Below are 20637 nucleotides of genomic sequence, written 5' to 3'. Positions count from 1 at the left end.
GGTGCGCCTGGGTCAGCGGATGAAGATTTGGGTGCGGCGGGTGGGGGTGGCGCAGACGTCGTGGATCAGGCGGCCCAGGTCGAGTTCGGGTGGGAGCGAGCGGTACAGGAGTTGACAGACCACGGTGCCGGAGGCGGTGACGGCGAAGCGGGTTCGGCGGTTCTCTACGGGTTCCCATTCGATTGCGACGAGGGGGGTGTCGAGGTTGATGGTGTTGTCGCCGATGCGTAGGGCGAGGCCGGAGAGGTCTCGGTAGAAGACGACCGGTGTGTCACCGAGATCACCGTATACGCCGAGTTGCGGGCCGATTCCGCCACCGACGGCTTGGAGTGCGCCGGTTTCCGGGTCGAAGTGTGCGGGCACTCCGAAGCCGGAGAAGGGTTGGACGAAAAGCGTTGCACTGTTGCCGTTCTGGGATGGGCGGTTGCGGTGGCCGTTGGAACCTTGGCGGTTTCGTGTGGGTGACGGTGGTGCGCCGATGGTTGGGGGTGTCATCGGCGGTGGAGTTGTTTGAGTAGTCGGGTCTTGTTGCGGTGCAATGGGGTTGATCGGCTGGTGGGATGCGTCGGGCCGGCCGGGAGACATCGGGGCACCTGAATGGTGCTGGTTGGGTGGCTCCGAGGTTACGGGCGTATCCGGGCGGTTCGGGGGTTCCGACGGGTGGCCTGATGACGGTGGGTGTATCCGGTCGTGCGGGGGTGTGGTCGGGTCGTGGGGTGGGAACGTCGGGGGTTGCGGGGGTTCCGGCGTGGTCGGGGGGAACGGGGGCACCAGCGGCGGCGGAGGCACCGGTGGTTCCGGTGGCGTGGTCGGCGGCACCGGAGGTTCCGGCGGCGGCGGGAAAGGCGGCACCGGCGTCGTTGGTGGCACCGGTGGTTCCGGTGGCGTCGGTGGGAAAGGTGGCACCGGCGTCGGCAGTGGCACCGGAGGCGTCGGTGTAGCCGGTGGCACCGGTGGCGTCGGTGGTTCCGGTGTCGTCGGCGGCACCGGGGGCGTCGGTGGGAAAGGTAGCACTGGCGTCGGCGATGGCACCGGAGGAGTAGGTGGCACAGGCGAAACCGGTGGTGTCGGTGGAAGCGGGGGCTTCGGGGGGACAGGTGGTTTGGGCGGCTTCGGCTCATGCGGCAGCACAGGCGGCCGCGGCGGCACAGGCGGCTTCGGTGGGTGTGGTGGCGTTGGCGGGTGTGGTGGCTTCGGGGGTTCCGGCGGGTGCTTCGGCAGCGGCCACGTCGGATCGAACGGTGCCCTGCTCGGCGGATCAGGCATCTCGTACTCGTGGTTCAGCCTCGGCGGATGCGGGATATGGGAGCGCAGCACCGAGCCGGGGAGCGGCGACGGCTCGGAATCACCCGACCGCCCCGCGAGCGGTCCGCGGGCCTCCGCCGGACCCGAATCGGCCTGGCCGGGCTCCGGCGCACGACCACTTGTGTCGGAGTTATCCCCCTCCGGCACCGTCGCATTCAACGATCGGTTGAACTCGTCGAACCTGCGTTGATTCGCCGCCGATGCCTCTTCGTGCCAGGCATCGATCCGCTGCTGCAACTCATCCAGCCCGGCCTGGGCGCGCTGGCGAAGCTCGTCGATCCTGCGCAGTAGATCGCTCTGCTCGGCACCATCGTCCGGTCGCGGCCGCTCCGCCAGTGCCTGGAGGGCTTCTTCATGCCTGCGCTGGTTGGCCGCCAGCGCATCCGCATGCCACGTATCGATTCGTCGCTGCAACTCATCGAACCCAGCGGCGGTGCGTTGGCGGATCTCTTCGATCTCACGCAGCGGATCACTCTGCCGTGCAACAGGGTCCGCAGCTGGCAAATCAGAATTCGGCTGGGGGCCGGGATCAGCCAAGGCACGTATGGCCTCGTCGAAGCGACGCCCGTTCTCTGCCAACGCTTCCGCATGCCATGCATCGATCCGGCGCTGTAGCTCATCGAATCCGGCCTCGGCGCGCTGCCACGTTTCCTCGATCCGCCGCACCGGATCAGAGCTGACCTCATCCGGATGTTGCGGAATCGCTGAATCAGGTTGCTCGACAACATCCGAGAGCGGCGCTTCCCGTATCGGAGTCGATGAGCCGTCGCGCCACACCGGCCGGTCCGGCTCACTCAGCGAGTTGATGGCCTCCTCATAGCGGCGCTCGTTTTCCCGCAACGCATCCGCATGCCAGGCATCAATGCGACGTTGCAACTCATCGAATCCGGCCTGAGCCCGTTGGAGCGCCTGCTCGATTCGCTGCACCGGGTCGAGGGAATCGCCGTCCGTGTGTCGGCTCGGCGAACCATCCGGTCCGGCAGCATCGTCCGATGTCGGCTCAGCGCCGTCCAGCGGCGGGTCCGACAATGGCGGCGGAGCGGAATCCAAGAGTGATCGGAGTGCTTCCTCATGGCGCTGCTCGTTCTCGCGCAGCGCTTCCTCGTGCCAGGCATCGATGCGGCGCTGCAACTCGTCGAACCCCGCCTCGGCGCGCTGGCGAGTCTGCTCGATTCGCTGCACCGGGTCGGTGGGTTCGTCCGGAGATGCCGGGGTCGGGTGGTCTCGAGGTGGACGACCTGAACCACCGTCGCCGGTCACGTCGGGCGAGGTATCGGTGCCCGAATAATCCTGCCGTGCAGGCGCGTCCGGCCGCGTTCCTCCCGAATCATGATGAGTTGCTTCAGTTTCCGCGATGTCGTGGGCAACCGCACGGCTCAGTTCCTCGTTCAGCCGCGTCAGTTCGGCGTCGGCCTCGTCCAGTCGGCGGGTCGCGGCCTGTTGTTCGTCCGCGTGTTCCGGGCTCGGGTCGGCCATAGCCTCGTCGAGGGCGGTGCGCGCGTCTTCACGGGCGACGAACGCAGCTGCCCATTCGTCCGCGACGCGTTCGATTTCGGCCTGTCGAGCGGCCGGATCGGGATCCTGTCCCGGCGCAGTGCCTTCCGGTTGAACCTCCGGCACGGATTCCGGCTCCGCACCGGGTCGCGCACTCCCATCGGAGCTCGGCGCATCCGGCTTCGGCGGGGTGGCACCCAACTGCGGCGCATCCGGCGGCGGAGGCAGTTCGGGGCCGGCGTGCTGGTCGGGCGGCGACCAGGACGGATCAGGCGCGACGATGTCGACGGCGTACGGAATGCCCGCACGCCAGTCGGTGAGCGGCGGGCGGTCCGCGTCCCAGTGGAAGCCGAGGCCGATGGCGTGGGTGTTGGCGGCGCGCCAGGTGGCACCGGGATTGGCGCGCAGGAAGCCGGATTCGGCGCGCGCATCCTGCAGCAGGACCAGGTCCTGGGGCAGCGGTTCGCCCGCCATCAACCGGTTCCATGCCTCGGCGACATCGGCGAGGCGATCCATCGGGCGACGGATATACGTGCCATTGGGATCGCTGTAATCGCGCACCAGATGCTCGTCGACCATCAGGTGGTTCTTGATCTGCTCGATCTCGGCGCGCGTGAAATCCGGTACGTCGTGGCGCGTGTGCTGGGCCAGGATCTGAGCGATCGCATCCGGATCGGCGCCCGCGCGCAAGAGCTCGCGAATATCGGCGATGGTGTCGCGTACCGCATCCCGATCGTCGACCTGAAAGCGGTCGGCCAAATCGTCTGCGACACGGTCATTTTCGTCCTGCATCCGCAGGAACTGCGCATCGACATCGCGGGTCGGGTCGATACCGCGATCCGCGGTTACCAGCCTGTCCTGCACGGTCCCGACCACATCCCGTGCCGCAGCCACCTGCTGGGCACGGCGGTGGGCGTCGAGCCCGTCCATGATCCGATCGATATCGCTGTCATCGGCGAGGAACCGCTCGTACTCGGCATCGGCCCAATCCTGCACGCGACGCCAGTTCGCGACGTCGCGATCCCATTCCCGTTGCAGCCCTTCGGAAATCTCCACCCGGTCCGCGGGGTTGCCGTGTTCGGCCGGATCCCACGGCCGATGCATGGGCTGAATATTGCGCTCCGGTCCCGCGAACCACTCGTAATTGCGGAAGACGGTGCCGAACGGCGGAATCTTCTGCAGCCACGGCCGGGCCTGCACCCACTCACCGATCTCCGGATGCGCCTGGATCCAGGCCTTCACCGCCGGATGCTTCGGCGTCTGCGCGGCCATCAGGATCAGCCGGGTGATGTTGTAAGCGTCACCGCCCCAATGCTGTTCGAAGATCGGTGTGCCCGGCGGCACGGACGACGTGTCGTAGCGTGACGGCGCCTGCGGCATATTGACCGGCAGCGTGCTCTCCGCGATCTCACCCGGCGGAACGTGATCGGTCGGCAGGGTGATGTCGTTGACGACATCCTCCATGGCCCAGCCGCTGACACCGTCCGGCGGATCCTTGGGCGTGAACTTCTTCGGCACCGTCCCGGCATCTCGATTGCCCACCCAATCGGGGCGAGTCGGATCGACATGGTGCACAGTGCCTTCGGCGTCGACCCACGACGTCATATCCATACGTCTGCCGTTGTGCCAGCCGGTGCTCAGTCGCCGGATCTCGGGTGGCGGCATTCGCAACGTCCGGGTATTGCCCTCGCGATCCGCGAGCACCTGGCGGTATTCGACGCGGGTTTCCGGACGCACCATCGCCTGGGCGACGGCGGGATCGCGGCGCAGCGCATCGGCGAGGGCCCGATCGTGATCCGCGCGCGGTGACGCCGGATCGAGGCGCGGACCGTACACGATGATGCGGGGTCGCTCGCCCTCCACGATGCCGACCCGGTCGGTGGCCATACGGCCACCTTCGGCTTCGACCTGCTGCCGCCATACGCCCGCGGCTCCGGCCATTTCGTCCTGGAGTCGACCGATCCGATTGTGCGCCTGGTTCACATCGTCGGCGGCGTTGAAGAGTCCGTCGATCTCGCGATGGCGGGCCGCCGACTCATCCGGCGACAGCGTGCCATCGCGCACCTCGTCATCCGCATCGAATCGCAGACCGGTGATCGTGCTGCGCAGCCGATCAGGTTGCAGCGCAGCCTCATCCGGATTGCCCGACTCATCGACCACACCGAGCCGGACGGCCAGATCGTCGCGCATGGTCCGCCGCGGCTTGATCTGCCGGAGCTCCTCCGCCCGCTCCCGCGCCATCCGATCGATGTCGGCAGCACCCTCCTCCGACGGCGGGCGGTGCCGCGCGACGCCCTGGTCCTCCAGCTCGGACAGCCGCTGATCCGCGCGCCGCACCTGATCGTCGAGCGATTCGAAGTCCTCGGTCGCCGCAATGAGTTTGCGCAGCGCCTCTTCGCGCCGTCCCTGCTCCCCGGGCTCGACCGGACTGCGCACCTGCCGGTTCGCCTCCTCGAGACCACCCAGCACGTCGACGACATCGGTCCGTGCGTGGGCATGCAGCGCTTGAATCGCCTCGTCGCGCGCATCCGGGTCCCGGCGCACCCATTCGGTCGAATCGTCCAGCCCCAAATTGGCGGCGCGCTCATTGGCCTTGGCGCGCACGAACTCGCGCTCGCGCACCAGATCTCGTCGCTCCTGCAGCAGCCGGTCGTACTCGTCGACCAGTCCGATGCGGGCCGCGAGTTCGCCGACCTCGGCATCCACTCGTGCGAATTCCGGTGCGAGCCGCTCCAATTCGGCTACAACGGCACGATCGGCATCCGAAAGCAGTCGCCGCCCCGCGAATTCGGCAACGGTCGCCCGAATTCGGCGCGGCGTCCACGCATCCGCATCCTCCTGCGCCGGAAGTCGGTCGGCCAGCTCCGCGATTTGGGCCGCCAGCGCATCCCGTCGCGCGATCGCATCCGCATGCACCCGCACCGCCTCCTCATGCTCCGGTCCGGTCCGGGCTTCGCTCCCTGGCTCCGAGTTCCCGGCTGCTTCCGTGTCGTTCCGCCGGTTCTCCGCGCCGCTCTGTTCACTATCCTGGTTCCGACCCGACGGTTTCTCCAGCTCGGACGTGGGCGGGTCATCCCGCCGGTTATCCCCGCCGCGCTCTTCCCCACCCTGGTTCCCACCCGACGGTTCCTCCGGCTCGGGCACCGGCGGGGCGGGCGGGTCGGCGGGTGGCTTCTTCGACCCGCCACCGGCTTCGGCGACCGGTTCGGTGGCCTCATCCGGACCCGCCTCCTCCGGACGAACAGGCTCCACGCCATCCGAATCGTCGTCGAAACGAACCAGAACAGGCTCCTCGGCGCGCGTCGGCTCGGACGACTCCGGGATCAGTTTCGCACCGGAAGCCGGACTGTCCGGCGGATCGTGTGGCGGGCCGGACGGCAATGCCGTCGGCTCAGGACCATCTTCATCCGACGGCGGCGGTTCCTCGGAATCCCCTTCGAGGCGCCGCACCAACTCATCGAGTTGGTCGATCAACGCTCGATACTCAGCGTCTTCATCCTGATGATGTGCGGACTCCTCGCCATCCCCGGAATCATGGGGTGACGCCTCATCGATAGGCGGCTCGGAATCAGCCGAATCCGGTGCCGGCACGGTCTTTTGCGAATCGTCGACATCTCCGAAACGCTCCTCGAGCCGGCGCGCCAATTCATCGAGGTGATCCAGCAGCGCTTGATGCGCGGCCTCGGAAGCCTCCTCATGACGCCGGAAATCCGCTTCCGCCGCCGCCGACTCACGCTGGAACGCTTCGTCGATCCGTGACCTCGGATCGTCGGAATTGCGCTGCGGCACATTCTCTTCCGCGCGCATCCGCGCCACCCACTCGTCGAGTTCCGCGTGCATGCGCGCGTTCCACTCGTCCTGTTCGGCATCCATCTGCCGCTTCCAGTCCGATCGAGAATCCAGCTCGGACGCCGCGCCCGACTCATCGCCCCCGGGCCTGACTGGCGGATCGGCCACACCACCCGATCCGGATTCCTGCTGGGCACCAGGTTCAGATTCATCGCCCCCAGGCCGGACAGAGGGATCGACCGCACCGCTCGCCCCCGGGTCCTCCGGGCCGACGGGCTTGGGCCCGGGTCCGCCCTCGTCCGGCCCACCCAGCCCGCGGGGCGCACCAGCCAACTCACTCGGAGCGTCGTAGAACTCGTCGAGGAGCGCCGCGAGATTTCTGATCTGTTCGGCGCGAGTCTGGATCTCCGCGCGTATACGACCGAGCTCCGCAGTCAGCTCGCTCGGACTGAGCCCCTCGTGCTTCTCGATCTTTCCATCGCGGTAGGCCTCGTACACCTTACGGAAGGTCGCATCGTCCGCACCCGCGATATCGACACCGACCAGCCGGGCCCAGTCGCGATTCGGTTCGGGCCGCCCACGCCCCTCGCCGGATACGCCGTCGGCGCGACCCGGATGGTCGGCAAGCACACTTCCGAGATCGAGCGCATCACCGGATTGCATTGCCTCAGTGAGGAGTTCACGCAACGCCTGCACACAGGCCAGCTCATGGATAGGCGGTTCGCCAGCGGCCCGCGGATCGGCGGACAGATCCCCCCGAGGCACATCGGAGTACGGATCGACATCGATCAGCGCACGCATATATTCGGTGAGCGCGTCGACCACCTGATCATGCTTACCTTCGAGGCCCGCGATCACCTTGCGCAGCTTCGCTGGATCCAGTCCGTTCGCATCCAGTCCGCGCAGGATCTCACCGTCATCCGCGATTCGAATCTTGTTCGGCTGCAACAATTCCGAGCTGTTCAGGCCGAGCTGTGCGGCCAAGCGATCGCGTGCGGCATTGACCGCTCTCAGATCGATATCGCGCAACTGCTTGGCGTAATCGGCCAGATCCTTGAACTGCTGTTCGCGCCGCGCACTGCGCCATTCCGGATCGGCCAGCGCCTCGGCAGCCCGCCGAGGCGTGAGCTCCGACTCCGGAATATCGAGCCGGTGCGCGAGTTGTCCACGCGCATCGCCGATATCGTTGAAGTTCTCGATCTCGTTCATCGTGCGCGCGAAGTCGGCCAGCGCCTCGACCTGACCGGCGCGCAGGGCATTGGCCAGCTTCAATTCCGCGATGGTCTGTGCCAGCCGATCCGGGTGCAGCGCCGCTGGTCCGAGGCCGAGTTCGTTTGCCAGATCGACGATTTCGGCGACCATTTCCGCCCGAGTGCGCGGCGGCGCATCGCTCTCGTGGCCGGGCGAATGGCTCGTCGGCTCCTCGATAGGTGCCTGCACGGCGCGCCACTGACCGTCGTTGTCGCGCACCATCGTGACAACCAGCTCGCGGCCATCGATCGTCTCCCGATGGTGGTACACCTCGGGTGTTTCGACCGGATCCAGATGAATCTGCCCCACGCGATCTGTGCGCGCGTTCCGGTAATCGAGTTCGACCTCACCACGATTGAGGGCATCGGCCAAGGCAGGATCATTGGCGAGCGCCCTGGCCAGCGCATCCGCCCGGTCCAGCGGCCCATTGATCACCACCAGCCGGTCCGGCGCGCCTTCCCCGACGGGCACCCGAGCGACCTGATCGCCATGGATCTCCCCGACCGGCTCCTGCTCTCCGGCACGCAGATGCGGTTCGGCGGCGTCGGCGAATTCGGCGACCCGAGCGGCGCGCGCATCGTTCTCGGCCCATAGCCTGCGCAGCGTGGCATCGAGATTCCGCGGGTTCACATCGTTGAGATCCAAGCCGAACATCTGCGCCCACGTGGACGCCTCGTCGCGCAGTTGGTCGCGGCGCAGGGCATGCTCGAAGAACACCCTGGGACCCTGGTCTCGGCCGAGTTCCTGGCCGTCCCCGATATCACCCCATTCGCGCAGCGGGTCAGCGCCATTGCCGACCGGCCGGAAGTTCTGCAGACCCGGATGCCCGTCGAAGGCGCTGATCAGCTCCTTGAGGAAGCGGCCCATCGGATTGTCGTCGAAGATGCTGAGCTGGTCGGCCAGCGGCACCGGACGGCCCGTGGCATCGGGCGCGCCCCATCCGGGGCCGGACTCGCGGGTCGGCTCGTCCTCGTCGTAGTAGTCCTCGTCCTCGTCGAGCCGCCTGGCATCGGGATCCTCGATTTCGCCCGCCACCGGCTCTCGACCGTGCAGTTCGGGCGCCGAGTCGCCCAGCAGGTCGGCATCGACGTACGGACGCGTGACCTCCTCGTTGAAGCGATCGGCCGCCTCCGCCAGGCCCGCGATCACGGCCGCTTCACGCATCGTCCGGTATTGCTGCTCGTCGAGTACCCGGCGAATGGTCTCCGGACTTTCGTCGGGCAGGTCGAAACCGAGGCGGTGTGCCTTATCGGTGAGCGATTCGTCTTCCGGTGGCGGACCGTCGAGTTCGGTAGTCGGCTCCGGATGCGTCGGCTCGTGCTCGAGTGCCCTGGCCTCCTCGTCGGAGATCAGACCGAAGTTCTCCAGGTCATCGATGATCCGCTGCCGCTGTTTCGGATCGGCGACGGCCAGTGCCTCTTCCAGCACCGCCCGCGCCTCTTCCGGCGCGATGGCCTCGACCTCGAGCAGTTCGGTGACGGTCTGGCGCACCAGATCCGGATCGGCATCGCTGACCCAGAACCGGTATTCCTCGCCATCGGACGTGCGTGGCACCACGAAATCGCCTGCCACATCCCGGGTCCGACCGGAGAACCTGTTCAGGATCGGCAGATGCTCCCGATTGCGCCAGGCGGTCCAGCCCTCCTTGGCGATTCGGGCCATATTGAGGCCCTCGCCTGCACTCTCCGGCGCCGGTCGAGCGACGGTCTCGTGCCCGGGTGTCGCCTGCGGCGGATGGGGCGCATTCGGATGCGACTCGAAGAGGTCCGGTGCATGTTCGACGCCATCCTTCAGCGCGTTCTGGCCGCGGCGGTCCTCACCCGAACCCGACGGGTACTTCGGGTAGTCGCCCACGTAACCACGTACCCGCATCTTCTCCCGAATCCGCTCCCACGCTCGACGCAGCGGCGATTTCTTCTCGGGCGGCTCGGAATCCGCTGGGCGAGCGGGTGTTCTGGATTCTTCGGGAGCTTCGACCCGCCAGCGACCCGCGTCGTCGGGCCGCACCTGTAGCGGCACCTCTTCGCCATTGGCATCGATGACGACGCGGCGCGGCGCGTCCGGATTCGCCGGAGCGAACGGCCGTCCCGCCGACGGCTCCTCGGATCCGTTGCCGGAGTTCTCGTTTCGCGAGTGCTCCGGATAGTCGGGCGTCCCGGCGGGGACGGGAGGCTCGGACGGCGGCTTCTTACCGCCGCCACCAGCCTCGGCTGGCCGCTCGACCTCTTGCCGCGCCGCCGGATCATCGATGCGCAGTACACGTGTCTCGCCTTGCGCACCGATCCGCAGCTCGCGCACAACCGTGCCGGGTTCGGCGCGCAACTCCGCGAGCTGCGGATGTTGGGCGGCCGCATCGTCCAGCACGCGGACCGGATCACCGTCGCCCCAGCCGACCACGAACACGCGCGCCAGCTCACCCGGCACCACACCGACCCGATCGGTCACCGGAATCGCACCGGCCCGCAACAACGCATCGCGCTGCAGTGCGATCGCCATCGCCTCATCGAGCCGTTCGACCCGCTCCTCGGTCCGCGCGATGCGCTCCGGATCGCCTGCGGCCCTTGCCTCGTCGCGCTCGCGCACCGCAACCGCATTCTCGGCCGCCAACCGATCCAGCACGTCTTGTCGCTGCTGCTGGGCCTGTCGCTCCTGTGCGCCATCGTCCGGATGTGCCGGTGGGAACTCCGGTGCGTCGAACGAATCATCTTCGGGCCGTGGCCGATCGATCGGTCGCGGCGCGGCATCACCCTCGTCCGATCGGTTCCCGAACGACAGTCGGTCGGTAATCCTGCGCAGCAGGCCCTTCGGCGCACTGTGGTCGTGCAGATCGGCCGAACCATCAAGCAGGATTCGGGTTATCCGTTCCCTGAGCCGCCCGGTATCGGTATCGGACATGCCCTGGAACTGCCTGGCCAGCACATCGCCCGCGCCGCCGGCTCCGGTGGGCGGCGCCACCCGCCAGCCGCCATTGCCATCGGACTGCAGCGTGACCGGGAAGTCCCACGCCCGCGTCTTCACTTCGGTTCGACTGAACTGCGGCCAGCGACGTTCCCGCCCTGCCGTATCAGCGGATTCCGGCATCGCCACCTGCCGCGTCAGCAGCCGACGCGCCACCTCCGCCGGATGCGGCTCGCCGATCGACGGATCCGCTTCGACCAGTTCGTAACCGCGGGCCATGAAGTCCAGGCGCAGTCTGCCCTCGAGGTTCGGGTACGCATTTTCCCTGGTATTGAAGGCATCCGGGCCGAGCTGGCGTACCCAGGCATCGAAGCCGACATCCGTCTGCCCGGCGGCGCGGTAGCGCAGGTAGTGCGCGAGTAGTTCGGTGGCCGCCTCGTCTTCGGTCGGGCGACGGTAGGGACCCTCGGCAGTGTCGGCGGTGATGAACCGGGCATCGTGCAGACCATCGGAACCGGGCCCCACTTGCAGGTATTCGATCCGTTGTGTGCCGTCCCACAGCACATTGGTGTATTCCGGATGCGTCGCGGCCAGTTCGCGCAGCGCGTCCATGTGCTGGCCCTCGGGCGCCACCACCACCAGACGTCCGCGTCCCACCGGCTGGTGACCCGGAAACTGGCCGACCCGTTCGGTGCGCCGGGCCCCACCCGGATCCCGCGCCAGCTCATCGTCGAGAGCACGACGTACACGGTCGGCGGTTTCCTCCGAACTCATCGGGCGCGGCGATGCGTCCTGATCGGCCGGACGCCCGGTTTCGGGCTCGGTCTTATCCGACCACGGGCGGTAGTCGTCGACGTTGTCGTCGGCGTGCCGAGCGACATCGAACGCGACCTCGGCGGGCTCCAGACCGACCTTGTCGATGTATTTGCGCAGCGCTTCGCGCCCCGCCTCGTAGCCCGCCCGCTCCGGCCGGATCGCCGGATCATTCGAGCGAGCCGCAGCACGCTCCGCACGCTGATAGGCGCGGTCGTAGGCGTCGGCGTACGCGCGTTCGGCCGGACCGACCGGCACGAAGCGGCCCGAATCACGCAGCAGTCGAAGGGATTCGATCTCCGCCGCGTACTGACGGTTGCGCTGATCCCGGATCGCTGGGGTGTCGGTGTGGTGCGTCGGCGGCCCCTCGCCGGGCGCACGGGTAATTCCGTGTGCACTGTCCCACCGCGCCCGGTAGAACGCGGCGAGGTCACCGCCGTCGACGCGCGGGCCCAACTCCACCAACCGATTTCGCACTTCACGGGCGGCGGCATGGTGTGCGGCCGCATCGATCATGCTGTCCGCGACCTCACGGTTGTCGCGGTAGGCCCGCAAGGCTTGCTGCTCCGCCTGTTTGAAGGCGTCCTTATATGCCTTGGACAGCAACGTTTCCGGAGCCGGTGATGCTTCCGTCCCGAACTGCCGCCACCGGTCGAATTCGAAGGCTCTGGCCTGTGCCATCGCCTCCCGATCGAGCATCAGATCGACGTATTCGTCGCGTCCGAGCGTGAATCGCTCGAGCGGACCGTCGCCGAGTTGTTCGGCCAGATATGCCGCCCGAATCGCCTCCGCCGCATGCTGGGACGGTGTATCGGTCAGGCCGAGTAGCACGGTATTCGAGGCCGGGTCGTATCCGGCGTCGACGCCACGCTGCTGTCTGCCGTCGTAGCGGCTGGAATCCACGTCGAGTCCGAAGCGGATCTCGACCCCGTGCCTGGCCAGTACCTCGGTCGCCCACCGTCCGAGTCCGTTGCCCCTGAGGATGCGCTGCAGCCGGTCCGACGCCACCTGCGCGGTGTCGGCCATCGACTGGTCCGGCAATGCCGCGGCGGGTTCGTCCGGCGGTCGCGGTGCCACCAGGTGGTCTACCTCCGCACGCACATCCGCTGCGGCAGCGTCGACCCAGGCGGCGCGCAGATCCACGGGCTCCCGGCGCACCTGGACGGCACCGGAATCGTCGACGCTGACGCGGACCCGTTCCGCGACGGCATCGCCGTAGCGGATGGCGCGATGCAGATCGCTGCCTCGATCCGCCGCCGCGCGCGATATCGCGGCATGATCACCGCGAGCATCGACCACGATCACTCGCAGTGGTTCACCGGGCAGCACCGCGACCCGGTCGTCAACCCAATGCCCGTCCAGGGCTTCCGGGCCGAGCACTTCGCGGCCGACCCGTGCCGCGATCTCATCGAGCAGACGATTACGCTCCGCCTCGACCTCGCCATGCCGGCGGGTCAGCTCGGCCAGCGCGCGCACCTGCGCGGTGCGCTCGGAATTCATTCCGGCACCACTGGCTCGCCGGATCCTATTGTCTGTCACCGCTTGTCGGCCGCGCTCGAAGAGATCCCGGTCGCCGCGGTGGATTTCGGGATCGAAGGCTCCGAGTCGGCGGACCGCTCGATTCCAATCGCCTTCGACCGCACGCAGTTCCCGGGTGAGCGCGGCATGTTCGCGGACCAGACGCTGCAGTTCCCGTGCCGATTCCGCGGACGCCGGCTCGTACATTCCGTCCGGGTGCTGCTGAGCGTCCCAGGTGCCGCCGTGGATATCTCGCAGACTCGCGCCCTCACTCGGATAGAGCGGCGAGTCGAACATATCGCCGGACAGCACCGCCTCGATGCCCGCCGCACGGCCGATTCGGCGCAGTTCGTGCTCGCCCAGCCCCGGATCCGCAGCGGCCACGGCCGCGTCGCGGGCGGTCAGATACTGCTCGTGCAAGGCGCGGGTATAGGCCGAATCGGCAATATCGTGTGTGGTCGGGGCCGTTTCCGGATATCCGGCCGCGCCCAGCTCTCGACGGAACTCGGCCTGCCGGCCGAGCACCTCTGCTTCCGTACGTAGCTGTGCGTCAACGTAATCCGCGCGATCGATGGCGCGGATACGGGCCGGATCCACCTCGACCCGACCGGACAGCACGGCATCCGCGAGTACCGCCGCACGTACCAGCGCCTCCGCCTGGGCGGGCTGGCTGCGGTCATGGGTGTCGACGGACACGTCCATGGTCCGGCCGTTGAACGAGTCCCGCTGACCATCTTCGAAGCGCACCGCGACACCGGCGGCCCGCAGTGCATCGGCGGCCTCGCGTCCGATTTCGCTGCGCCCCAGCAGTTCCCACACCGGACCACCGGCCATATCCCGCGGCCGGACCTGCCAGGCCCCGGTGTCCGGTTCGGGACCGTCGCCGGTCGGCCGGAACTCGGGCGAATCCGCGCCGTCACCCGGCGCTTCGGATCGGACCGAGGTCTCCGGTCTGCTGAAATGCGCCACGACCTTCTCGTACTCGCCCGGCCGACCGCGCATCGCATCGTGATCGAAACTCACCTCGGTGAAGCCGAGTTCGACAGCCAGTTTGCCGGTGAAGGTGTTGCGTGCCGCCTCTTCCGGAGTCAGGTACAGCTCCTGCACACCGGCATTGAAGGTGTCGAGGTCGTCCCGCACCCGGTCGTCGGCATTCCATTCGGCACGGATCTCGGTCACCTGATGTCCGAGCTCCCGCATCATGTCCCGGAACATTTCGCGCCCGGTCGGCGTGCCGTCACCGATGCGCACCGTCGCGCGCAGCGCGCCGTCCGCATCGACTCGGCCGTGGATGCCGTGCTGGTTGTCACCGCCGTACCGGTTGGTGTAGGCGTTCGGACGGTCGTCGAAATCCTCGTCGCGCCTGCTCGAATCCTCCGGCCGCATCGCAACATCGCCGTGTTCGGGCGGCAGCTCGCCGGCGTGCGCCCGGATTTCGGCCAGGCGTGCCATCACCGTGTCGTGCCACTGGCCCCGCCCGTGCTTGACGAACTCCGGTCGCAACGCGGCGACGCGTTCGGTGATCGCGTCGACCACCGCGCGCGGCAGATGGTGGTCGATGACCTCGATGCTGTCACCATTGCGACGCAGGAAGTGTTCGGCGAACGGGCTCAACGCATGTCGCGCGGCATCGCTTTCCTCGAAGCCGCGACTGTGGTCGATACCGAGCACTTCACGCTGCGGGCCGATCATCCAGCCCTGTGCATCGCGGTCCGGAATCCGGATCAGCGCGTCGAGCAGACCGAGCGCACGACCCGCGACGGTATCGGCGTAACCGAGCTCGTGCACATCGACGAACTGCGGATGCCGTTCGGCCGCAACCCGTCCCGTCAACTTCTCCATGTACACGACATTGGATTTGGCATGGAACACCTCGGGCACATTCGCGCCGATGGTGCGGCCGAGCAGCGACGCCAGCCGCTCGGCGACGGCGTGGCGCGGATTCAAGACGGTCTTGCGGATCAGTTCGGTGCCATCGTTGAAGGTGACCAGCTCCACCTTCCTGGCGGCATGCACCGAGGACCCCTCGCTGAGCACCGTGACCGAACGCTCGCCGGAAGCGATGGCGGAGCGGACGATATCGTCGAACGAGCGGATGCCGTGCGCGTCATCCCACGCGTGGCCGTAGAACTCGGCATGGGTTTCGGTCGAATGCTCGGGGCGGTGCTGAGCCACCTCGGGGCGGATGGCGTCCAGTCCCGCATCATTGGCGATTCGATCGAGTTCTGCTGCGGGCGCTTCCGAATTCTCTTCGTGCGCTCGGGCGCGGGCTCGGTCGTAGGCCGCGGTGTAGGCGCGCTCCAGCGGAGTTTCCGCGAGATCGTGTCCGGCGGCTCCGAGTTGTTTCGCCGCAACGATTTCCAGCGTGTGCGCACGCGTTTCCTCGTCGAGCATGCGTGCGATGTATTCCTCGCGCGGCAGGCGCATACGTTCCTGCGCACCGCCGGGAGTCGCACGGGTATGGGCCAATTCGACGTGGATGGCGCCGTGCACCAGGGCAGCCATCTGTGCCGCATCGGAGGTGCCGACATCCAGGGCGAGGGTGCGACGGCTCGGGTAGTAGCGGTCGTCGGCGCCGGACTCGTGCACGATATCGACGTCGTGGCGGGTGAGCACCTCGTCCGCCCACCGGCCGATTTCGGTCTCCCGCAGCTGTTCTCGAATCCGGGCGATGCGTTCCTGGGCCGCCTGACCAGCACGGTCCAGTGGCGTGAGGTCGGTGGCGCGATCGAATTGGTTGGGTGACGGCTCGTCGATGGGCTCGACCCTGATGCGGCCGATCTTGTCGGCGTCCACGTTCAGGTGCTCGCGCACGACCTCGGGCCGGGCGAGCAGATCGCGGATTTCCGGGTGCTGCTGGGCCTCTCGCAGGACGCGCTGGTGGTCATCGGCGCCGGATGCGATGACGAGACGGTCCGGTTCCCCGGGAATATGCACGATGTGCTCGTTGAGCATTCGCGCATCGGGGTTCTCGCGTACTTGTTGGGTGAGAACCTCTCTGATCGCCGCATCTGCCAACTGGTCGGCGTGGTGGTCGTAGGTCGCCTGGGCATGCTGACGCTGGTCGGCCAGGTCAGCGAGGGTGCGCAGATCATGTTCTTCGGTACGCAGTTCGGCCTGCTGCTCGGGCGGAATATCCGGTCCGGCAAGTTCATTCGTGATGCGCTGCATGCGTTCGGTGATCTGGCGTTGCAGCGGCTGTCTGGCGAGGGTGGGATCGAGGCCGAGGGCCGTCGCGCGCTTGCCTAGTTCTTCCGAGGTGTTGCGCAGGTCGCGGAAGGCCGACTCGCGGTCCAGCGCCCCGGTACGCAGGCTTTCGGTGATATCACCAGGGGTGTCCTGCATGCGGGCACCCGACGGGAGTTCGGCATCGGCCGCATGCATGCGATCCCAGGCGTCGCCGTAGTAATCGGTGTAGTTCTTGCCGTTTCGCCACTCGTGGGTGGCGATTTCCTGGCGTAGCGCATCGACGGCGACATCATGTGCGGCCTGGCGGATCTCGGCTGGGGTGAGCGACGAATCACTTGCCGACAGATCGGCGGCGGCGCGGTAGGCGGTGGTGTAGGTCTCTTCGAGCGGATGCACCGCGATGTCGTGGCCGAGATCCCGGAATTCCTGGGCCAATTGGAAGCGTCGTCCGGTTGCGGCGGCCTCCTCGTCGACCATGGTGCGCACGAATTCGTCGCGTGCCATCCCCCGGACGTCACCGGTTCGGCCCTGGACGTACCGTTCGGCGTGCACGGATTCATGGGCCAGGGTGAGGGCCTGCTGGACATGATCGGCGCCCGAGGTGAAGGCGACGGCGGTCAATTCGCGCCGTCGGAATTCACCGGCTCGGCCGTCACCCGCGGACGGCTCGAATCCGTCGCGCACGGGACTGTTGTCGAAGCTTGCCGCGATCCGTCGCCCGGTCTCGGTCTGGCGCAGCAGTTCACGGACCTGATCGGGCTGCGCATCCAGCGAACGGCCGATGCGGGCCCCAGGATCGGTCGCGAGCGGATGCTCGGAACCGATGGGGTGCAACGGCTTTCCGGCTGCGTCGAAGGCAATCGCATACGTGCCACGGAGTTCGCGCGGCACCGTCGGCGGAAAGCCCTCCACCCGGCCCGCCCCCGGGTCACGCACCACGATCCCGCCGTTTTCATGCACCAGCACATACGCGTGCGCGCCGACGTTGTACCTGTCGACCGGACCGCTGTATTCATCGACAACCAGCGCCGAGGACCCCTCCGGCATGGAAAGCAACAGCCGCGCGATCTCGGCATGACCGTCATACGAACGCAACTGCCCACCCGCGGCCGTCTGCACCTCCGCGGCCGTCATCCCGTCCAGCCCGATCACCCGCTCCGGCAACCTGATCGCCGAACTCCCGGTAAGCGCCTTGATCAACCGCAGCGACAACTCCGCGCACCGACCACGATTCCGCTCCGGAATCCGAGGCTCATCGCCCCCTTGCCGCTGCTGAACATCCGCCGCTTCACGAGACCTATCCGTGGGCGCATCCCCCGCGGTCCGATGAGTATGCGGCTCGGCCGCCGGCTGAGGCACGAAAGCCACTGCGGGATCCAGAGATTGAGCCCGCTGCCGCGCCGCCTCCCGCCGCGCCTCGACCTCCTCCCGCCGCGCCGAATCATCAGCACGATGCGACTTGGCAGGCTCGATATCCGCCCCCCGATGCTCCCCGTCCTCACCCTCTGCCCGCAACACGCCGTCCCCCTCGATACGCACTGCCCCCTCGTTGCGCGGACGAACCGCGTCATCCCCGTCGGGACGTACGACGCTCTCGTTCTCGGGATGTACCGCACTATCCCCCTCGCGGCGCGCCATGCCGTCCCCCTCAGACCGAACGGCACGATCGCCATCCGGGCGCACCGCGCCGTCGCCAACGGACGGAACCGCGCCATCACCATCGCGCAGCGCGGCACCATCGCCGTCGCGCCGCACCGGGCCATCGCTCTCGTGCCTGGCAACACCGTCGCCCTCGGGCCGCGTGGCACCGTCACCGTCGGACAGCACCGGGCTCTCGCCCTCGGGCCGCAGCGCATTGGTGCTGTCGGGGCGCACCGCACTGTCGCCGTCCGAACGAACGACACTGTCGTTGACAGGTGGCACGGCACCGTAGCGCCCGGCGGTATCCCTATTGGGCTGCACGGCACCGGCGCTGTCCGGGTGTGCGGCGGGGTCGCTGTTGGGGCGGACGGTGGCATTGTCGTCGGCGTGGGTCTCGGCGTGGATGGGGGCTGGTTCTGGCTGTGGGCCCGCTATGGGTTCGGCGGTGGGGTGTCGGGGTGTGGATTGGGCTGCGCCCGCGCGGATTTCGGTTGTGGCGCGGCGGGATTCGGGTTCTGAGGAGGTATCGCCGGTGCCGGTACGGAATCGGTCCGGGCCCGGGCGGCCATCGGTGGTGGTGCGGGTATCCGCGGTGGATGGGGTTGTGGAACGTGGGTCTGTGGTGCGGGGTTCGGCGGTCGGTTGTGGGCGGGCCTGTTCGCCGCGTGAGGTTTCGGTGTTGGCGGTTGCGCCGGGGCGCATGTCGGCGGTCGAGGTCGTGCGCGGAGTAGATGGTGTTGCGCTGGTCCGCGCGTCGGGTGCGGCGTGGGTCGGCGCGGTGCCAGGATGTGTAGGGGCAGTGCCGGTTTGGAGTGTGGGCGATGCTGCGGCGGTGCCTGCTTGCGGGGCCGCGTTGTCACCGGAGACGCGCGAACCATCGGCGGTCGCGTTCGAACTGTGTTCCACGCTTGCAGGGGTCAGGTCGGCTCGGGTATCGGCATCGAGGCGGCCCTGCCCCTCGCGCGCTCCCGCGTGGTCGGCCGACCCCGTACGGTCGCCGGCACCGTTGGATTCGGCAGTCGAATTCGTCTGTACCGCAGACGCATCCGAATGACTCGCGGATTCTCCTGCGGGACGGACGGCACCTCCCGATCCGGCGCCCTCCTCCGAGTTCCGCGTGCTCGACTGGTCGACTCCACCATCCGCCGTTCCATCGCCGACGCGCTGCGTGTTCGTGGAAGCATCCGCGTCGGCCCGCGCAGCCGAGGAACCGTCATCACCCGCGTGGGCGGTCGCATCATCGTCACCTGCACGCACGGCCGAACCGTCATCACCCGCACGCACGGCCGAACCGTCGTCACCGGCATGCGCCGTCGCACCATCGCCACCAGCGCGGGCCGTCGCACCATCGTCACCGGCATGCGCAGCCGAACCGTCATCACCCGCACGCGCAGTAGAGCCATCGGCGGCGGCCCCCGCCTTCGACATACCGTCATCAGCACCATGCACCCGCGCCGAATCATCGCCCGCACCATGACTATTCGAAGAACCATCAACTCCCGCCGCCGACCCGTCGTCCACGGCATGCGCAGTCGAACCGTCGGCCGCACCATCCCCAGCGCCACGACCGGCAACAGGCTCGCCCGTATGCCCCGCATTCGGCGCACCCTCGCCGGTCTGCCCGGTTCCCGAACCTGCACCCGCACGCCCGCCGCCATCGGCACCGGCACCGGCACCAACCGGACCGGCATCGGGGCGAAAACCGATGCGGGTCAAGTCATCCGGATTTACCGGCGAACCGTTCGGCCGGTACCAATCCGGATGCCGATTCTGATAGAACTTCTCGGCCGCCGCACGATTCGCACCGGACATCGCGCCGTTCGAGGCGCCCGCCGTCAGCATGCGCAGGTCGAATTCGGTCTTCTTCAGACCTTCGACGGCCTTGTCCCAGCCGCCTTCCGGTCCGGACTTCGCCCAGGTGAACGCGAACTGCGCGCCGACGCTGCCGCCGAATCCGGCGATGGCACCCGCTGTGCCCGCCGTCGCGCCGGTGAGTAGTCCACGCAGCCAGGCCTTCATCTCGGTCTCGGCGAGCTTCTTGCCGAGACGCTCGCCGATTGGGCTCGCGACACCAGCGCCAATTGCAGAACTGATCGCGGTGATGCCGACCTGCTCCCAGTTGACCTCCTTGCGATGCCCCGAATTCACCTGGTACTGCTGAATTCCCCAGTCCTGGACGGTGCCGAGGACCGTGTCGATGGCAATGTGCCGGACCAGAAAATTCGCCAGTCGACGCCCGAGGAATTTGGCCACGATCTCGACGATCTTGTCCATGATCCGCTTGGCGATTATCCGGATGGCCACCCGCGTTCCAGCAATCGCCAGCGCCTCCTCCGCGGGCGCGGTCGGCGGAAAGATCCATGCGATCGCGATCTCGGCCGCAAGCAGCGCGAGGGAGGTGATCAGCATGAGCTGGCCGTATTCGATTTCGGTGCCGACGCTGGTCGCCGAATCGGCCAGCTTCTCGAAATCGCGGGCCAGCATCTCGAGCGATTGCGGACCTTCGAGATAACTGTCGAAGTTGGCGATGATCGCCTCGATGCCGTCGCCGTCCTGATATGCCTTCAGTGACGCCGTTTTCGCAGCACGGATATCGGGCAGAATGTCGCGCAGTCCGGCGGCCGCCGCGCGCCAGTCGTCGGCCAGCCCCCACATGCCATCGGGATCGCCCGCAGGCCAGTCGGATCCGGCGACCCATTCCAGCCATTTGAGATAACCCGGCAGCTCAGCCATCTGCGC

General features: G+C 67.7%; 1 protein-coding gene. It reads right to left on the bottom strand.

The window, feature by feature from the left end; genetic code table 11:
- Positions 1-12: 12 nt before the first annotated feature.
- Positions 13-20631: a hypothetical protein gene (locus OIE68_RS36425; RefSeq protein ID WP_327095460.1), complete on the bottom strand. Its 20619-nt coding sequence runs from the start codon at positions 20629-20631 to the stop codon at positions 13-15.
- Positions 20632-20637 lie beyond the last annotated feature (6 nt).

It is taken from the genome of Nocardia vinacea, from assembly GCF_035920345.1.
GTDB lineage: Bacteria > Actinomycetota > Actinomycetes > Mycobacteriales > Mycobacteriaceae > Nocardia > Nocardia vinacea_A.
The sequence above is the reverse complement of the archived record's forward strand: the minus strand, read 5'-3'. Positions and strand labels throughout refer to the sequence as shown.

Excerpts from the sequence above, each read along its gene's own strand:
- OIE68_RS36425 (WP_327095460.1), bottom strand. The coding sequence starts at position 20,631 with ATGGCTGAGCTGCCGGGTTATCTCAAATGGCTGGAATGGGTCGCCGGA.